Origin of the sequence: Duganella sp. FT27W, from assembly GCF_009295655.1 — a bacterium.
Taxonomy (GTDB): Bacteria; Pseudomonadota; Gammaproteobacteria; order Burkholderiales; family Burkholderiaceae_D; genus Rugamonas; species Rugamonas zoogloeoides.
Genome location: NZ_WHIV01000005.1, coordinates 455,317 through 473,176, shown reverse-complemented (window position 1 = coordinate 473,176; position 17,860 = coordinate 455,317). Strand labels below are relative to the sequence as shown.

The 17,860-nt window shown below is 61.1% G+C and carries 14 protein-coding genes; 3 read left to right on the top strand and 11 right to left on the bottom strand.

All coding sequences use genetic code 11. The annotated features are described in order from the left end of the window. Positions 1 to 181: 181 nt before the first annotated feature. The 3 genes from F8197_RS24030 to F8197_RS24020 are packed head-to-tail and all read left to right on the top strand — an operon-like array spanning position 182 to position 2,205. On the top strand, positions 182 to 940 hold the full coding sequence (locus tag F8197_RS24030; RefSeq protein WP_152884133.1) for a helix-turn-helix domain-containing protein: 759 nt from the start codon (positions 182 to 184) through the stop codon (positions 938 to 940). 28 nt (positions 941 to 968) lie between these two features. Then, on the top strand, positions 969 to 1,703 hold the full coding sequence (locus tag F8197_RS24025; RefSeq protein ID WP_193333554.1) for a hypothetical protein: 735 nt from the start codon (positions 969 to 971) through the stop codon (positions 1,701 to 1,703). Between the two features lie 49 nt (positions 1,704 to 1,752). Next, positions 1,753 to 2,205, top strand: a complete 453-nt coding sequence (locus F8197_RS24020; protein WP_152884131.1) for a GNAT family N-acetyltransferase — start codon at positions 1,753 to 1,755, stop codon at positions 2,203 to 2,205. A gap of 152 nt (positions 2,206 to 2,357) precedes the next feature. Here the strand turns inward: F8197_RS24020 and F8197_RS24015 are convergent, their stop codons facing one another. The 11 genes from F8197_RS24015 to scpB all read right to left on the bottom strand — a co-directional run bounded on the left by F8197_RS24015 (position 2,358) and on the right by scpB (position 17,547). Next, on the bottom strand, positions 2,358 to 4,607 hold the full coding sequence (locus F8197_RS24015; RefSeq protein ID WP_373996963.1) for a DUF3141 domain-containing protein: 2,250 nt from the start codon (positions 4,605 to 4,607) through the stop codon (positions 2,358 to 2,360). A 170-nt stretch (positions 4,608 to 4,777) separates the two neighbouring features. After that, a complete protein-coding gene (typA, locus tag F8197_RS24010; protein WP_019921614.1) occupies positions 4,778 to 6,610 on the bottom strand; it encodes a translational GTPase TypA in 1,833 nt (610 codons plus the stop codon). A gap of 129 nt (positions 6,611 to 6,739) precedes the next feature. Next, positions 6,740 to 7,270, bottom strand: a complete 531-nt coding sequence (locus tag F8197_RS24005) for a DUF6036 family nucleotidyltransferase (RefSeq protein ID WP_152884129.1) — start codon at positions 7,268 to 7,270, stop codon at positions 6,740 to 6,742. Then, positions 7,251 to 7,577, bottom strand: coding sequence for a hypothetical protein (locus F8197_RS24000; protein WP_152884121.1), 327 nt, complete (start codon positions 7,575 to 7,577; stop codon positions 7,251 to 7,253). The genes F8197_RS24005 and F8197_RS24000 overlap by 20 nt, the downstream gene beginning before the upstream one ends. Positions 7,578 to 7,686: 109 nt before the next feature. Next, positions 7,687 to 8,610 (bottom strand): tRNA pseudouridine(55) synthase TruB, encoded by a 924-nt coding sequence (gene truB, locus F8197_RS23995; RefSeq protein WP_152884119.1) that lies wholly within the window; start codon positions 8,608 to 8,610, stop codon positions 7,687 to 7,689. After that, positions 8,607 to 9,023 carry a 30S ribosome-binding factor RbfA gene (gene rbfA / locus F8197_RS23990; RefSeq protein WP_019921612.1) on the bottom strand — a complete coding sequence of 139 codons (417 nt, stop codon included), beginning with the start codon at positions 9,021 to 9,023 and terminating at the stop codon, positions 8,607 to 8,609. Before rbfA ends, truB begins: the two co-directional genes overlap by 4 nt. Positions 9,024 to 9,108: 85 nt before the next feature. Then, positions 9,109 to 12,024 (bottom strand): translation initiation factor IF-2, encoded by a 2,916-nt coding sequence (gene infB, locus F8197_RS23985; RefSeq protein ID WP_056137477.1) that lies wholly within the window; start codon positions 12,022 to 12,024, stop codon positions 9,109 to 9,111. A gap of 46 nt (positions 12,025 to 12,070) precedes the next feature. Next, complete coding sequence (gene nusA, locus F8197_RS23980) at positions 12,071 to 13,636, bottom strand: transcription termination factor NusA (protein WP_019921610.1); 1,566 nt, start codon at positions 13,634 to 13,636, stop codon at positions 12,071 to 12,073. Next, positions 13,633 to 14,121: a ribosome maturation factor RimP gene (gene rimP, locus F8197_RS23975; RefSeq protein ID WP_019921609.1), complete on the bottom strand. Its 489-nt coding sequence runs from the start codon at positions 14,119 to 14,121 to the stop codon at positions 13,633 to 13,635. Before rimP ends, nusA begins: the two co-directional genes overlap by 4 nt. A gap of 248 nt (positions 14,122 to 14,369) precedes the next feature. Continuing rightward, positions 14,370 to 16,781 carry a pseudouridine synthase gene (locus F8197_RS23970; RefSeq protein ID WP_152884117.1) on the bottom strand — a complete coding sequence of 804 codons (2,412 nt, stop codon included), beginning with the start codon at positions 16,779 to 16,781 and terminating at the stop codon, positions 14,370 to 14,372. Further along, positions 16,768 to 17,547 carry an SMC-Scp complex subunit ScpB gene (gene scpB, locus F8197_RS23965; RefSeq protein ID WP_019921607.1) on the bottom strand — a complete coding sequence of 260 codons (780 nt, stop codon included), beginning with the start codon at positions 17,545 to 17,547 and terminating at the stop codon, positions 16,768 to 16,770. The genes F8197_RS23970 and scpB overlap by 14 nt, the downstream gene beginning before the upstream one ends. Positions 17,548 to 17,860 lie beyond the last annotated feature (313 nt).

The window sequence follows — 17,860 nt, the reverse complement described above, 5'->3', positions numbered from 1 at the left end:
GGTGGGGTATGGGGGTCGTCATTATACCGCCAAACGCCACCCCGCCGCCCCGGCCGTATTTCCCGCATAGTTGGCAAAAATAACAAAATTCATCGTTATTCCCGCATATTCACCTTCTCATTCCAGCATGAATCCCGAAGAATATGCCTCAGACAACAATCATTCGTCACCAGGGACAACCATGAATTTCGGCGCCAGGCTCAAGCAGATCAGAACCGACAAGAACCTCACCCAACCGCAGTTTGCCGAGTTGATCGGCATCGAGCAGTCTTATCTCTCCAAGCTCGAGAACGACAAGTCGCAGCCATCGGCCGAGATGTTCGGCAGCATCATCAAGGCGCTGGGCATGGCGCCCGAAGTTTTCCTGGCCGATCTCGACCAGGATACGCAGGCATCGCTGCGCCATATTCCACAAGTGAGCCAGTTCCGCGAAGGCGTGACCATCCGGCGCGTGCACCATGCGCGGCGCTATATCTTTGGTGCAGCCGCCGCTGCGGCACTGGGCTTTGCCATGATGCTGGCGGCAAACGACGGCATCTTCTTTCCCAACAATCAGTACAAATATGTTTCCAACGGCGTCATCGCGCCCGGCGAATCCGAGACCATCTTCGAGCAATACCGCCGGATCCAGGAAATGAGAATGATGGCCAAGATCATCACCATCGAAGAAATTGCGCGCTTGCAGGCCGAGTTCGAATCGAAACGGATCAGGCGCATGACGGTCGAGTCGTGGCGCGACCACGGCAGCGTGTATTTCGAGAATGTGGAAGGCGGACGGCGCATGTTCGAACTGGCCGACAAACGCTACGTCCATTCGGAGGCCAACCGGATCCTGCAATACCTGGGCGCCCTGCTCGCTTTCTGCGCACCGCTGATCCTGCTCGTCGAATGGCGGCTGCGGGCGGCAGCCCGGCGCATCACCCGCACTTCCGATAATTAAACAAACCAATCATGACAAAAGAGACACCATGTCGCAATTGAGAACCTTTTTGGCCGGCGCCACCACCATGGCCAGCGCGCTGGCAGCAGTCTTTGTGCTCACCGGTTCGAGCGATCCCGGCAGGAAGGCGAATTTTGACGAGATCACGGTCGGCCGCATCAATATCGTCGAGCCCGACGGCACCAAACGCCTCGTTATTTCGAATCGCGCCCAGTTCCCCGGCGCCTTCCATGAGGGCAAAGAAATCGAGCGCCCCAACCGCCGCACGTTTGCCGGCATGTTGTTTATCAATGAAGAAGGTACGGAAAACGGCGGCTTTCTCCAGAAAGGCAGTATTGACGGCACCGGCAAGGTCAACTCGGGACTGTCGCTGACGTTCGACCGCTTCCGCCAGGACCAGGCGCTGCAACTGCTGAACACCGACAGCGAAAAATCGCAGCAGACCGCACTGATCATCAACGATGTGCCGAACTTCAAGGTCACGTCGATGGACGATCACCCGCGCTTCCGCGAAGAAGCAGGCAAGCTCGATGCAGCGGGACGCAAAGCCTACTGGAACAAGCTGACCGAGCAAGGCAGGCTCTCCGTCAACCGCATCTGGCTCGGCAATACTGCGGCGCAGGGCTCATCGCTGCAACTCAAGGATGCGCAGGGACGCGTGCGCATGATGTTGCTGGTCGGTGCAGACGGCAAGGCCGAGATCCAGATGCTCGACGAAACCGGCAAGGTCGTCCGCAGCATCACGCCCGACTTGCAGCAATAGCCGGCCGGCGCGATACTTGGCGTTTTACCTGCCACGGAAAACCGCGCCAATGCTGCACATCGCTTTTGAATCGCCGAACCAGCCGGAAATCATCGCCCTGATTGCCGATCTCGATGCTTACCAACTGACCCTGTATCCGCCCGAGAGCGTGTATGCGCTCGACTTGCCATCGTTGATGCAGCCCGAAGTGAAGTTTGCAGTGGCGCGCGATGCGGCGGGCGCCATCGTCGGTTGCGCGGCGGTGGTGCTGTCCGGCGAATACGGCGAAATCAAGCGCATGTATGTGAAGCCCGAGGCGCGCGGCATGGGTGCGGCCAAGCGCTTGATGACGGCGTTGGAACAAGCCACGCGCGCGGCCGGTTGTGCGATGATGGTGCTGGAGACCGGGCCTGCTCAACCGGAGGCAATTGCGCTGTATGCGCGGCACGGCTTCGAACAATGCGGACCGTACGGCGATTACCGCGACGATCCGCTCAGCGTGTTCATGCGCAAGGCGCTATAGAAATTGCTGACTTAAAAAACGTCATCCCCGTGCAGGCGGGAATCCAATGTCAGGCGATCAGTGTTGACTGCGCTTTATGCCCGCGCGGCGCTGCGGAATTGGATTCCCGCCTGCGCGGGAATGACGGAGCCGAGGTCTCGAGCTGGCGGTAACTACGCCGCATCACTCCCCTGCTTTTTCTTGCGCACCACCGCCAGCTTGGGGCCGAACATCGCGGCCACGCGCTCGAGGCGCTGGGCGGCGTCGCCGGTGACGGTGCCGGTGGCGCCCACCACCTGGCGCACGATGCCCAGTGCAGTCGCGCGCGCGTCGGGGTCGTCCGGCAGCAGCAATGGCAAGTCGCGCATTGCTGCCTCCTCGGCCACCTGCAACATCAGGTACTGCTCGCGCAAGACGGTCTTGAAGCGGGTGACGCTCAATTCCTGGTCATCGGCAGTACGCAAACGCAACTGGCGGATGGTGGCAAACGCGCGTTCGTCGGCCGCGCTCATCTCCGGGCTGCGGTAGATATACAGCAGTCCTCGAATGATCGCTTCGGTCGTGCCGCCTTCGGCGGTCTTGCCGGCGGCGGCGGTGCGGTAGGCGTCGAGTGCTGCTTCGCGCGCCAGGTCACGGCCGATGCGGCGCGGCGCGCCGTTCTCGGCACGCAAGCCCACCATTGCCTGCAACACGGGCGAGCCGTACACATCGAGGAAGAATTTCTCGGTGGCCTGGTCGCGCACGTCGCGGTACGCGTCGAGCGAGGCGACGATCTGTTTCGACATGGCATCCTGCATTTGCAGGAAAATATTGTCCTTGGCGACCGGGCGGCGTTGCGCGCGTACCCTGTCGGCCAGCGCCGGGATGCCATCGAGCAGCTTGTTCTTGTTCGAGAACGCCGTGTAGCGCAAGCGCATCGGGTGCGCTTCGCGCAACTGCTTGGCGCTGTGCTCGGTCACCAGGCTCTTGACGACCGGGCTGACAAAGGTGCGGTACAAACCCTGATTGATTTCCGACACGCGCGCCACGGTGGCAAAGCGGCGTTCGTCTTCGGCATCGTTGCCGCCCAGCGCGCGCAAGGAGTCGAGCGTGCGGCGCTCGAAGCGCATCACGTAGTCGCCGCCCATCATGTCGCCGGCAGCCAGTTCTTCCTGCAGCATCTCCTCGTCTTTTTCCAGGAACACCGCTTCGTACAGGCCGGGCGGCATGATGTCGATCATGTCCATCGCGGCAGTAAACTCCTCGTGCTCCTTGTTGGCGACCGAGGCGGAAACGAAAATGCCGAGGTGGCCGATACTCTGGTGCATCGAGTAGATGATGGTCTGGCCGCCGGCGACCAGCGCGGCGTCGTCTTCATACAGGTCCAGCACCCAGCCCAGCGCCTGCTGCGGCGGCGTGATGTCGTCGCCCCACGAGCAGAACACCACGATCGGCGACTTGATGTTGCGCAGGTCGATGCGGTGGCCGTCGCTGTCGAGCAGCGCCGCTTCGCTCAGGCGGTTGCCGACGAACAGCGAGTCGGCGATGTACTGCATTTCGCCGGCATTGAGCAGCACCGGGTTGCCCCACCACTTTTCAAATTCCAGGAAGCGCGGCGCCTCGGTATCGATTTTCGAATAGACGTTGTAGTTCTTGCTCCACAGCGTGTTCGACGGATTCATCTTCTCGAAGTTGGCCACCAGTTGGGCGCCGTCGAAGATGCCGTTGCCGAGGTCGCCTGCAAGCGATGTCATCCAGGTGCCACCCAGCGCGCCGCCCAGGTAGCGCAGCGGGTTCTTGCCGCGTACGCCAGCCCAGTACGACAGCGGTGCACCGGCCAGTACCAGCGGACCGACCAGGTCGGGCTTCAACGCTGCAGTCATCATGATTTGCCAGCCGGCCTGGCAGTTGCCGATCAGGGCCGGCTTGCCATCGGCTTGCGGGTGGCGCTCGGCCACGTGGGCGATAAACGCCGCTTCGGCGCGGCACACGTCCTCGATGGTCTGGCCGGGCACCGGCACCGGCGTAAAGCCGACGAAGTAGCACGGGTGGCCGGCCTTGAGCACGACGCCGATTTCGCTGTCGTGCTTCATACCGCCGATGCCGGGGCCGTGGCCCGCGCGCGGGTCGAACACGATGAACGGGCGCTTGGTGGGGTCGGGCGCGACGCCGTCCGGCGGCGCGATGTAGCAAAGGCCGTAATTCACGGGCCGCTCGAGCGTGCGGCCATCCATGATGATTTCAAACGGGAAACTCAGTACATGCGGCGCCGTCTTGGCGGCACGGGCGATGGTATCGGTGCCGCGCTGGCGCAGCACATCAAGGAACAGGATCGACCGCTGGCAAGCGTCCACCCAGTAATCAAGCCCTTGCTGGGCGACGTTGAACGGGCTGCCGGGCCAGTTCAACAGGCCGGCCCAGGGGTTATTCTTCTCTTCACTCACAGAAATCCTCCAGTCATGTTGCCATGCACCAAAGTACTCCAGCACCGGAGAAAAGGCAAACGAATCCGGATCATGGAAATCTTGCCGAGGCCAGCATTGATTCATCTGGCAGTGATACGCATCAATAAAAAAAGCCGCCCGAAGGCGGCTTTCTGGTCTGGCAGAAGCGATTACGCTTCGCGCGATGCTTTCTTGCGCTCGTGCTCTTTCAGGAAGCGCTTGCGCAGACGGATCGATTTCGGGGTGATTTCCACCAGTTCGTCGTCGTCGATGAATTCAACTGCGTATTCCAGCGACATCTGGATCGGCGGCACCAGGCGCACGGCTTCGTCGGTACCCGACGAACGCACGTTGGTCAGCTGCTTGCCCTTGATCGGGTTGACGACCAGATCGTTGTCACGCGAGTGAATACCGATGATCATGCCTTCGTACACCGGGTCGTTGTGGACCACGAACATACGGCCGCGATCTTGCAGTTTCCAGATAGCGTAGGCAACAGCGGCGCCGTCGTCCTGCGAGATCAGCACGCCGTTGCGACGGCCGCCCAGTTCACCTTTCGAGGTGTCGACTGGTGCGTATGCATCGAACACGTGGCTCATCAGGCCGGTACCACGGGTCAGGGTCATGAATTCGCCCTGGAAGCCGATCAGGCCACGTGCTGGAATACGGTATTCCAGACGCACACGGCCTTTGCCGTCCGATTCCATGTTTTGCAGGTCGCCACGACGACGGCCCAGCTCTTCCATGACGCCGCCCTGGTTGGCTTCTTCAACGTCAACCGACAGTTGCTCGTACGGCTCGTGGCGCACGCCATCCACCATTTTGAACACCACGCGTGGACGCGATACAGCCATCTCGAAACCTTCGCGACGCATGTTTTCGATCAGGATGGTCAGGTGCAGCTCGCCACGGCCCGATACTTCGAACGTGGTGTCGTCGTCGGTAGGCGCCACGCGCAGAGCAACGTTGGCTTTCAGTTCTTTGTCCAGACGGTCGCGCAGTTGACGCGAGGTCACGAACTTGCCTTCGCGGCCAGCCAGCGGCGAGTTGTTGACCATGAAGTTCATGGTCAGGGTAGGCTCGTCGACGGTCAGCATCGGCAGCGCTTCCGGGGTGTCCGGTGCGCACACGGTCGAACCGATGCCGATTTCTTCGATACCGTTGATCAGCACGATGTCGCCGGCAACAGCGTCGTCCACCAGCACGCGCTCGAGGCCCTTGAAGTTCAGCACTTGGTTGATGCGGCCTTTGATCGGCGTGGCGCCTGGACCGTTCAGAACGATGACGTCCTGGCCGGTTTTAACGCGACCGCGGTTGATACGGCCGATACCGATTTTACCCACGTACGACGAGTAGTCGAGCGAGGTGATTTGCATCTGCAGCGGACCATCCGGATTGTCATCACGGACTGGTACGTGTTGCAGGATGGCGTCGAACAGTGGCTTCATGTCGCCGCCGCGTACGTCTTCGGTCAGGCCGGCGTAGCCGTTCAGGCCCGAAGCGTAAACAATCGGGAAGTCCAGTTGTTCGTCGGTGGCGCCCAGCTTGTCGAACAGTTCGAAGGTCTGGTTGATCGCCCATTCAGGACGTGCACCTGGACGGTCGACCTTGTTGACGACGACGATAGGCTTCAGGCCCAGGGCCAGCGCCTTGCGGGTCACAAAGCGGGTCTGTGGCATCGGGCCTTCTTGTGCATCGATCAGCAGCAGGACCGAGTCAACCATCGACAGAACACGTTCCACTTCGCCGCCGAAGTCGGCGTGGCCTGGGGTGTCAACGATGTTGATGTGGGTGCCTTCGTACTCGACTGCGCAATTCTTGGACAGAATCGTGATGCCGCGCTCTTTTTCGAGATCGTTCGAGTCCATGACACGGGTATCGACCGCCTGGTTTTCGCGGAAGGTGCCGGACTGGCGGAGCAGTTGGTCAACCAGAGTGGTTTTACCGTGGTCAACGTGGGCGATGATTGCAATGTTGCGAATTGCGCGTTTAGTAGTGGACATAGTCGTATATTTGCGGAGAAACTGCGGGTGCGCACAAAAAGCTGTACGGAAAGCCGGCTAGTATAGCATGTTGCGTTGCAACTCTATCGCCGGAAGGGTGGTTATTTTCAATGAGTTGCTTTAACGGCCTTACTGCATGGCCTCGATCATCTTCAGCAAGGCTGTCATGGAGGCCCGTTGGGACGGCGGTACTGGTGTTTGCGCCAGCCGCTTACCGATGACATCGAGCTTCACCAGATTGTGTCGCAAAAGTTCGCGAATAAAAATCTTGTCCTTGTCACGCCCGGCTGCCAGCTTGGCAACGACCAGATCGTGTGGTTCAAGGCAGTATGCTTTGAGGCCTGTATCTGCACCGTCGAGTTTAAGGTGCACCAGCCGTTCCTTCCACTTACGCGGCAAAACGGCCGTCTTCTCGTCAACCGGATCTGCATAATATCCAAATTCTTCGTGGAATCTTGAATCCATGCCGATGGTGTTCAAAAAGTCGGTATCACCGGGGCGATTCTTGGCAATCAGGTCTAGTTCAAACGACATCATCATATCATCGGCCATGTCGGGATACTTACCGTGCAATGACTGGCTGCCAATGATGACGAACTCCTTGTCATCGCATATCCGGCTGGCGGCACGCAGAACGTGTTCAACCTGAGACTTCTTCATTGATTTTCCGCACCAGCTCTTTATCGAGCATACCCACGAATGGCGGTGACTGACGCAACTGGTTGCTATAGTCGCTCGTTCCTTCCATGACAGCAATCATCTTGCCGTCATCAGGATCCATAGCAAGGCGCTCCCAGGCATCATAGGCTTGTCCGCTCGTGCCGTTGGCTCGCCAACGCCGAATATTGGACAGCGACCGCTCCTTGATTTCGGCAATCGTAAATCGCGCCAGCACTTCGCAGGCGATCTTGTGCTTGATGGCGTCGAGCACCAGGTGGGGATTGACTTTCTCGGCAGATGTTTTCATTGCGTCCTCCGCAATCGCACTTTGAGAATAGCCAAGGTACATGCGTTGGTCAAGCATTCACGCTTTAATGAAAAGCGTGAATGCGCACCATCCCGGCTGGACGAGCCGGTTAATTGCCGGTGAAGGCAATCAGCCGTTCGGGCGCCAGGATGCTGTATTCACCGAGTGTGGCGGTGCCCAGCAACTTGTCGTCCAGGTACACGCGGACCCTGCCCTCTGCGCTCGGTACCGTTACCGCTTCCTTGCCAAGCGCCAGGCGCTGGCCGTTGAGGAAACGCTTGGCCAGCTCGGCGTTCAACTGCACGGCCGGGAAGCTGGCCAGCAGTGCATCGACCGGCGCCAGCAAGCTCAATGGCTCGGGATGGGCGATCAAGGCGTCGAGCGTGATCATGTTTTCCATGGTCAACGGCCCCACCTGGGTACGGCGCAAGGCGTTCAGATGCGCGCCGCAGCCCAAAGCCTCGCCGATGTCCTGGCCCAGCACGCGAATATAGGTGCCCTTGCTGCACGTGACCGACAAGGTCAGCATCGGCGCGTCGTACGCGATCAGTTCCAGCTTGTGGATGATGACGTTGCGCGCTTCGCGCTCGAGCGTGATGCCGGCGCGCGCGTATTCGTACAGCGGCTTGCCGTCGCGTTTCAAGGCCGAATACATCGGCGGCACTTGCGCGATCGGGCCGCGGAACTGCGCCAGCACGGCGTGGATCTGCTCGAGCGTGACGTTGACGTCGCGGGTATCGATGACTTCGCCTTCGGTGTCGCCCGTATCCGTGGTCTGGCCCAGGTGCACCACGGTTTCGTAGGTTTTATCGGCTTCCAATAAATCCTGCGAGAACTTGGTGGCTTCGCCAAAGCACAGCGGCAGCAAGCCGGTGGCGAACGGGTCGAGCGTGCCGGTGTGGCCGGCCTTCTTGGCGTTCAGTACGCGCTTGGCCTTGATCAGCGCATCGTTGCTGGAAAAGCCGACCGGCTTGTCGAGCAGCAGCACACCATCGACCAGGTCACGCACGCGTTTGACTTTGGCCTGATTCATTCTTCCTTGCCGTCTTTAGCACCTTCGTCGACATCATCATCGAGCGAACGGGTGGCGTTGGCCTGGTCGATCAGTGCCGACATGGCCATGCCGCGCGCCACCGACGTGTCGTGCACGAAGTGCAGCGCCGGCAGGGTGTGGATGTGCAGGCGCTTGCCCAGCATATTGCGCAGGTAGCCCGACGCGGCCTGCAGGCCGGCCAGCGTGTTCTTCACGGTCTCGGGATCGTCCTTGAGCATGGTGAAGTAGATCTTGGCGTGGGCATAATCGGGGGTGATCTGCACCTCGGCCAGCGTGATCATGCCCACGCGCGGGTCCTTGAGTTCGAACGCAATCAGCTCCGACAAGTCTTTCTGGATTTGATCGGCAACGCGCAAGCCGCGCTGCGGGATGGTTTTACTATGTTTTGCCATGATGATATTCCATAAACGGCAAAGTGGACGGGAGCGCTTTTTGGCTCCCGTCCACTTCACCAGGTCCTACATTGGTCGCCTGTAATTACAGGGTACGGGCGATTTCCTGCACTTCGAACACTTCCAGGGAGTCGCCCACCTGGATGTCGTTGTAGTTCTTCAGCGACAGGCCGCATTCCAGACCGGCGCGTACTTCTTTCGCATCGTCCTTGAAGCGCTTGAGCGAATCGATCTCGCCAGTCCACACCACGATGTTGTTGCGCAGCAGGCGCACCGACGACGAACGCTTGACCACACCATCGGTGACCAGGCAACCGGCAACGGCGCCGACTTTCGAGACCAGGATAACCTGGCGAATCTCGACCTGGCCGGTAACGGTTTCGCGTTTTTCCGGTGCCAGCATGCCCGACAGCGCCGATTTGATCTCGTCGATCGCATCGTAAATGATGTTGTAGTAGCGAATGTCCACACCATTGGACTCGGCCAGCTTGCGGGCCTGGGCGTCGGCACGGGCGTTGAAGCCAATGATGACGGCCTTCGAGGCCACAGCAAGGTTGACGTCCGATTCCGTAATACCGCCGACGGCTGCGTGCACAACTTGTACGCGCACTTCGGAGGTGGACAGTTTCTGCAACGACGACACCAGCGCTTCTTGCGAACCCTGCACGTCGGTCTTGATGATCAACGGCAGGTTTTTGACTTCGCCTTCGGCCATCTGGTCGAACATGTTTTCCAGCTTCGCGGCTTGCTGCTTGGCCAGTTTCACGTCACGGAACTTACCTTGACGGAACAGACCAATTTCACGCGCCTTGCGCTCGTCGGCCATGACCATGACTTCTTCACCGGCTTGCGGCACTTCGGTCAGGCCCTGGATTTCGACCGGAATCGATGGACCGGCTTCGGTGATCGGCTTGCCGTTCTCGTCCAGCATGGCGCGCACGCGGCCGAACGAGGAGCCTGCCAGTATCACGTCGCCGCGCTTCAGGGTACCGGACTGCACCAGGATGGTGGCAACCGGGCCCTTGCCCTTGTCCAGGCGGCCTTCGACCACCAGGCCACGGGCCGGCGCATCGATCGGGGCTTTCAGTTCCAGTACCTCGGCCTGCAGCAGCACTTGCTCGAGCAGGTTGTCGATACCTTCACCGGTCTTGGCCGATACCGGCACGAATGGCGAATCGCCACCGTATTCTTCCGGCACCACGCTCTCGGCAACCAGCTCTTGCGTAACACGGTCAACGTTGCCGCCTGGTTTGTCGATCTTGTTGATCGCCACCACCAGTGGTACGCCAGCCGCTTTCGCGTGAGCGATAGCTTCCTTGGTTTGCGGCATCACGCCGTCGTCCGCCGCCACCACCAGGATGACGATGTCGGTGGCTTTCGCACCGCGGGCACGCATGGCCGTAAAGGCTTCGTGACCCGGCGTATCGAGGAAGGTGATCATGCCGCGTGGCGTATCGACGTGGTACGCGCCGATGTGCTGGGTAATCCCGCCGGCTTCGCCCGAGGCGACTTTGGCGCGACGGATATAGTCCAGCAGCGAGGTTTTACCGTGATCGACGTGACCCATGACGGTCACGACCGGCGCGCGTGGCTTGGACTCGAAGTGAGCATGCTCACCCTGGTCGGCCAGGATCGCTTCCGGATCGTCTTCCTCGGCGGCGTGGGCTTTGTGGCCCATTTCTTCGACGACGATCATCGCGGTTTCCTGGTCCAGCACCTGGTTAATGGTGCACATCTGGCCCAGCTTCATCAGTTGCTTGATGACCTCGGACGCCTTGACCGACATCTTGTGGGCCAGTTCGGCCACGGTGATGGTTTCCGGTACGTGAACGTCTTTGACCACGGCTTCGGTCGGGGCCTGGAAGTTGGTTTCGCGGTCATCCGATTGCGAATGACGACGACCACCCTTGCCACCGCGCCAGCTGTCGCGGCCGGTCGATGGGCCCGATGGGGCGCCACGGCCTTTGCCGCCGCCTGGGGCGCCGCGCTTCTTGTCGTCGGACCAGGTCGAGGCCACATTGGCCGACTTGATCGATTTCTTGTCGCCTGGCTTTTTATCGCCTGGCTTGTCGCCCGGCTTGGCAGCGGTAGCGGCCGTGGTCGCTGGCTTGTGCAGCGTGCCTTCGGCAACCTTCGGCTTGACCGGAACCGGTACTGGCTCCGGCGCCTTGATGGCGCGACGCGGCGCGTTCATCATGGCCTTGATCTGGGCGACTTCATCGGCCACAGCCTTGCGTGCGCGGTCGGTGGCAGCAGCTTTCTCAGCAGCTTCCTTGGCGGCAGCATCGGCTTTCTTCTTGGCTTCTTCGGCAGCAGCTTTCTTTTGCGCGTCCGCAGCAGCAGCGGCAGCGGCCGCAGCGGCACTGGCAGCAGCATCGGTTGCAGTCGCGCTGGCATTGGCGTTGCTGTTGGCGGCGTTCAGGGCCGACGCGGCAGCCTTGGCAGCAGCTTGCTCGGCATCGCGCTTGGCTTCGGCGTCGGCTTCCTTCTTGGCGCGGGCTTCGGCGTCGGCGGTTGCTTTCGCTTGCGCTTCCTTCTCGGCGTCGAGCTTGGCCAGATGCTCCTGCTTCTCGCGCAGGTCGGCTTCCTGACGTGCGATCAGTTCGGCTTGCTTGCGCACTTCTTCTTCGCGACGAGCGACTTCGGCCGGATCGATCACCGGTGCCGCAGGTGCGGCAGGGGCGGTCGTGACCGGTTCGTCGCGCTGTACGAAGGTACGCGTTTTCTTGACGGCGACCTGGATCGTGCGGGCCTTGCCATTGGCATCGGCCTGCTTGATTTCGGTCGTTTCCTTGCGCGTCAGCGTGATTTTTTTCTTTTCCACTTCGGCTGCAGCGCCGTGGGTGCGACGCAGGTGATCGAGCAGCTTATCCTTATCATCTTTCGACAATGGATCTGACGTCGAACTTTTTTCGACGCCGGCAGAACGCAGCTGCGTCAGCAGCAAGTCTGCAGGCATCTTCAGTTCGGTGGCAAATTGGGCTACGTTGTTACTCGCCATTCAGTCCTCTTTTCTATGTGTCGCGGAGATGATAAAGATACTCAAATTAAGCCTTTGCCGATTCTGCCAGGGTCCAGGCCTTGGCCTGCAGGCCCTTCGCTCGGTCGTCGTACTTCGAATCGACCAGTTTCATCTCATCGTCGGTCACATCTTCAAATTCATTCGAAATCAGCGCGCGGGCGCGGTCGGACGAGAAGGCCAGGATGGCGCCAAATTCGTCGTAGGCCAGGCCTGCAAATGCTTCAACAGTCTTGATACCTGCCAGGCCCAGCTTACCAGCGGTGATGCGGTCCATGCCTTCCAGACCGACCAGTGCCTCTTCCATGCCTTCCAGGCCTTCTTCCGAAGCAATCGCTTCGGTCACCAGGGCGTCACGGGCACGGGTACGCAGTTCGTTGACGGTATCTTCGTCAAACGATTCGATTTCCAGCATTTCGGAGATCGGCACGTAAGCGATTTCTTCCAGGCTGGCAAAGCCCTCTTCCACCAGGATGTCGGCGACTTCCTGGTCAACGTCCAGTTTTTCCATGAACAGTGCACGCACTGCCGCGGTTTCCTGGGCTGCCTTGTCGGCCGATTCCTCGGCCGTCATGATGTTGATCTTCCAGCCGGTCAGATCGGACGCCAGGCGTACGTTCTGGCCCGAGCGGCCGATGGCGATGGCGAGGTTTTCCTCGTCCACGACCACGTCCATGGCGTGTTTTTCTTCATCGACCATGATCGACGAGACATTGGCCGGGGCCAGTGCGCCAATCACGAACTGGGCCGGATCTTCGGACCACAGCACGATGTCCACGCGCTCGCCACCGAGCTCACCGGTAACGGCCTGCACGCGCGAACCGCGCATGCCGACGCAGGTACCGATCGGGTCGATGCGCTTGTCGGCCGTGTACACGGCGATTTTTGCGCGGACGCCGGCGTCGCGGGCAGCCGATTTAATTTCCAGCATGCCCTGTTCGATTTCCGGCACCTCCAGTTCAAACAGCTTGGCAATGAATTCCGGCGCGGTGCGCGACAGGATCACTTGCGGGCCGCGCATATTGCGGTCTACGCGCAGGATGTAAGCACGCACGCGGTCGCCGATACGCAGATTTTCTTTCGGGATCATCTGGTCGCGCGGCAGGCGGGCTTCGATCTTGCCGGACTCGACGATTGCATCGCCGCGTTCCATGCGCTTGATGGTGCCGGTCACGAGCGAGTCGCCACGTTCGAGGAAGTCGGCCAGGATCTGTTCGCGTTCGGCATCGCGCACGCGTTGCAGCACGACCTGCTTGGTGTCTTGGGCAAAACGGCGGCCGAATTCCACGGATTCGATCGGCTCTTCGATGTGGTCGTCCACTTCGATGTCGGCGATTTGTTCCTTGGCTTCGAAGTGCAGGATTTCCTGGTCCGGCAGTTGCAGACCGGCTTCATCTGGTACCACGTGCCAGCGGCGGAACGATTCGAATTCACCCGATTCGCGGTCGATCGAAACGCGGATGTCTACTTCACCCTCATACCGTTTCTTCGTGGCTTGCGCCAATGCGAATTCGAGGGCGCCAAATACGACATCCTTATCGACGTTCTTTTCACGCGCCAGCGCGTCTACCAATAACAAAACTTCGCGACTCATGCTTTGCGTCCCTTAAAAACCACCTGCGGCACCAAGCGTGCCTTATCCATATCGGCGAGCGTAAACTCCAACAGCGCCGGACCATCATTGCTTTCAAATTCCAACGACAAATTCTCGCCCTGGGGTTCTTGCAAGATCCCCTGGAACGATTTACGGTTGTTCGTACCCGGCATTGCGGTGCGCAGTTTGACGATTGCTTCGCAACCGGCAAAACGCACGAAGTCTTCCAGCTTGCGCACCGGGCGATCGAGCCCTGGCGACGAAATCTCGAGACGTTCGTAACTTACGTTCTCGACCGTCAGCACGTGCGACAGCTGGTGACTGACCGTGGCGCAATCTTCCACGGTAATCGGACCTTTTTCCTCAGCGTCGGCCGCGGTGAAATCGATAAACACGCGCAGCACTCCGCGCTCGGCCCGTTCGACATCAACCAGCTCATAGCCCAGACCAGTGACGGTCGTTTCAATTAACTGCGGCAGCTGCAAGAAATTCTCCAGATTAAGGCTTGTTGTCAAACCCGTTCAACAAAAAAAAAATGGGCAAGTGCCCATCTTCCAGTAATACCAACCAGAGCAAAGGATTCCTGCGGTTTTATCCGGACAAGAACTTTTACCAGGCTGGTTATTATAACCTTATTCGGTCGGCGCTGCAATCCGCGCGCGGCGGAAAACAAGGCTACAACAGCCAAAATAGGGCTTTTGCGGGTAAAAACAACCCCGCAACGGGCGCGGGATTAACCCTTGCGACGACGCGGCATGCCGTGGTCGCTGGCGCCGCCACGCGGCTGCTGCTGACCGCGACGCGGTGCGCCGCTGCTGTTGCCAAAACCAAACGTGGTTTGCAACGGATCGGGCTGGCGCGGGCCTTTGTTGGCCGGCTTGGCCTGCTGACCACGTCCCTGGCCACCCTGGCCGCCCTGCCCTTGCGGACGCGGACCGCTGGCACGCGCCGGCGCCGCATCGCCAAGCGGACGACCGCCAGCGTAAGCACCGATACCCTGCGGACGACCGCCGGGACGGCCCGAACCCTGGGCGCCACCGGCACGGCCATTGCCGCCGCCTGCGCGGCCACCCTGGCCACCACCACCGCCCTGGCCGCCGAAGCCGCCCTGGCCGCCGGCTGCGCCACGACCCTGTCCACCGCCGTTCGGACGGCCCTGGCCGCCACCGAAGCCGCCCTGACCACCCTGACCACGGCCCTGGCCGCGTGGCGGCTTGGCGAATGGCAGCGCGTTGTCGTTGCTGACATCGGCGCGGTTGAAGTTCGGTTCGTCGATGTCGTCCTCGTCGTCGTCATCACGGTCGTCGTATTCTGCCCGGCCACGTTGCGGACGCTTTTCAGGTCCCTTGTTCTGGGCCGGCTTGGCTTGCGGGCCCTTGCCGGCGCGCGCAGGCGCGGCAGCAGCCATACCGTCGGCGCCGCCTTTTTTCTCGACGCCGTACACGGCCAGCATGTCGCGCACCTGGTTTTCTTCCAGCTCTTCCCAGCGGCCGCGTTTCAGGCTGCTTGGCAGGGTCATGGCGCCGTAGCGGGTACGAATCAGGCGCGACACGGTCAGACCGATCGCTTCGAACATGCGGCGCACTTCGCGGTTACGGCCTTCGCCGATGATCACGCGGTACCACTTGTTGATGCCCTCGCCACCACCGTCGGCGATTTTCGAGAACTGCGCCAGGCCGTCTTCGAGCTCGACACCGGCCAGCAGCTTTTGACGCATGCCCTCTTCCAGCACGCCCAGGGTACGCACCGCGTATTCGCGGTCGATACCGTAGCGCGGGTGCATCAGGCGGTTGGCCAGGTCACCGGACGTGGTAAACAGCAGCAGGCCTTCGGTGTTGAAGTCGAGGCGGCCGACGGCCAGCCACTTGCCGGCCTTCATGGTCGGCAAGCGCGAGAACACCGATGGACGGCCTTCCGGATCGTCGGTCGAGACGATCTCGCCGGCCGGCTTGTGGTACACCAGCACGCGCGGCGGCTTTTTGCTCACGCGGCGCTGGATCAGCTTGCCGTTGATGCGGACCGCGTCGGTCGGCAGGATGCGCTGGCCGATGTGGGCCGGCTCGCCGTTGACCGACACGCGGCCGGCAACGATCAGGTCTTCCATGTCGCGGCGCGAGCCGAGACCGGCTTCGGCCAGCACCTTGTGCAGCTTCGGTGCATCGTCGTCGGCGGTCAGATCGCGGCGCGCAGCCTTTTGCGGCTGGCGGCCACGGCCACCTTCTTCGCTGTCGAAGGCGTCGGACGTAACGAACGAGAACACGGCATCGGCGTCGCTTGGCTTGTCGCCGGGCTGACCACGGCCCTTGGCGTTCTTGCCCTTGCCGTTTTTGCCATTGCGTGGCTGGCCGGCTTGAGTACCACCCTGGCCACCCTGGCGGCCGTTGCGCTGGCCGCGCTCGTTCGGCTGACGCGCTTCCGCCGTGCCCTCGACACCTTCGGCACCCACAGCGCCTTCCACTGCCGCAGCAGGAGCAACTTCCACCGCTTCCACTTTCGGCATCAGCGCTTCGCGCACGGCGCGCTGTTCGCGCATCTGGCGCGGGCCGCGCGGACGCTGGCCACGGTCGATACGCGGTACGCCATCGGCAGGTGCGGCGTCGCCGGCGGCAGCTTCAGCAGCCGGCGCCTCGGCTGACTGGGCGGCGGCAGAAGCTGCGGCAGCGGCCACGGCTTTGCGGGCGCGCGGCGCACGGGCCGGCTTGGCCGGCGCGTCAGCAGCAGCACCGGCGGCGCGGTCGGAAGCAGGCGCGGCAACAGCTGGCGCAGCGGCGGCAGCAGGCGCGACGGCAGCGGCAGGCGCAGAAGTAGCAACGGCAGGTGCGACTGCGGCGGCAGGAGCAGCAGGCGCCTCAACAGCAACCTTGGCCGCCGGCTTGGCGCGCGGCTTTTTCAAGGCGACCGGCGCGGCGTCGGCGGCAACTGCCTCGACCACTGCCGGCGCGGCAGCTTCGGCGGGCGCATCGGCCTTAGGCTTGCGCTTCGGCTTGGCGACCGGCGCGGCATTGCTCGCCACGGCAGCAACCGGGGCCGCATCGGCAACGCCGCCGCTTTCCGCTGCGATCTGGGCCTTGGTGCGGCGCTTGGGCTTGGCGACCGCTACTTCGGCGGCGTCGTTGACTGTCTCTGGGGATTTAGGATTGTTCATTATTCGTTTCTTGCTTGTGCTCATCGACCGTGACATCGGGACGATGCACAGGATCTTGATTAACTTCTTGGCCGGAGTCCGGGCTAGTCGCGGCTGCTATAGCCACCGGCACCTCCGTGCCATCGTCTGCTTGCGCGACACGGTCGCCGTGCGCGGCTTTTTCAAAATTCTGCTGCAGGGCCGCTTCCAGCGCGGCCATATCGGGACCACTACCCTGCGATTCACTGATTTGCTGCAACGGCGGTAACTGGGACAGGGAATTCAACCCCAGGTCATCGAGAAACTGGCGCGTGGTGCCCAACAACGAAGGCCGGCCCACCACGTCGCGGTGGCCCACCACATCGACCCAACCACGGTCTTCCAGCATCTTGATCGTCTGCGAGTTCACGGCAACGCCGCGAATTTCCTCGATATCGCCGCGCGTGACAGGCTGGCGGTAGGCGATGATGGCCAGCGTTTCCAGCGTGGCCCGCGAGTAGCGCGGCGGCTTTTCAGGGCTGAGCCGGTCGAGATAATGTTTCATCTCGGGACGGCTCTGGAACCGCCAGCCACTCGACAGGCTGACCACTTCCACTCCCTTGCCGGCCCAGTCGCGGCCCAGCTCTTCCAGCAATTCCCTGATCTGTTCGGCGCCGACCACGGCGTCGTGTTCGCCCGGCGGTTGCTCCTCGTCGACAAACAGCTTTTTCAGACTGTGGATGGTCAACGGCTCACGGGCGCATAACAAGGCGGTTTCGAGGACTTTTTTGGCCTCAGCATTATCCATAGCAATCTTATGGCTGCATGCATACACATGCACAGAATGACATCAATTACATTCAGTGAGTCGTTGAGGTAGGCGCTGCATTCAAGATGCCGCCTGCCGGAGTAGTCGCTGAAGCTGTTTTTCCGGCCGAGGCGAGTCGCCTGGCGGGAGAGAGGGAATTGCCGCTACCGCCGAAGCGATCGCATTTCATGAAACACCAGAATCGCGGCACCGTTTTCGAGCGAAAACAAGCATGACCTATCCAGGACGTTTCATCCAACTAAGTGAATTGTACCTGATAAAAGCATAAAACGCGCATTCGCTGCAGCGAAAT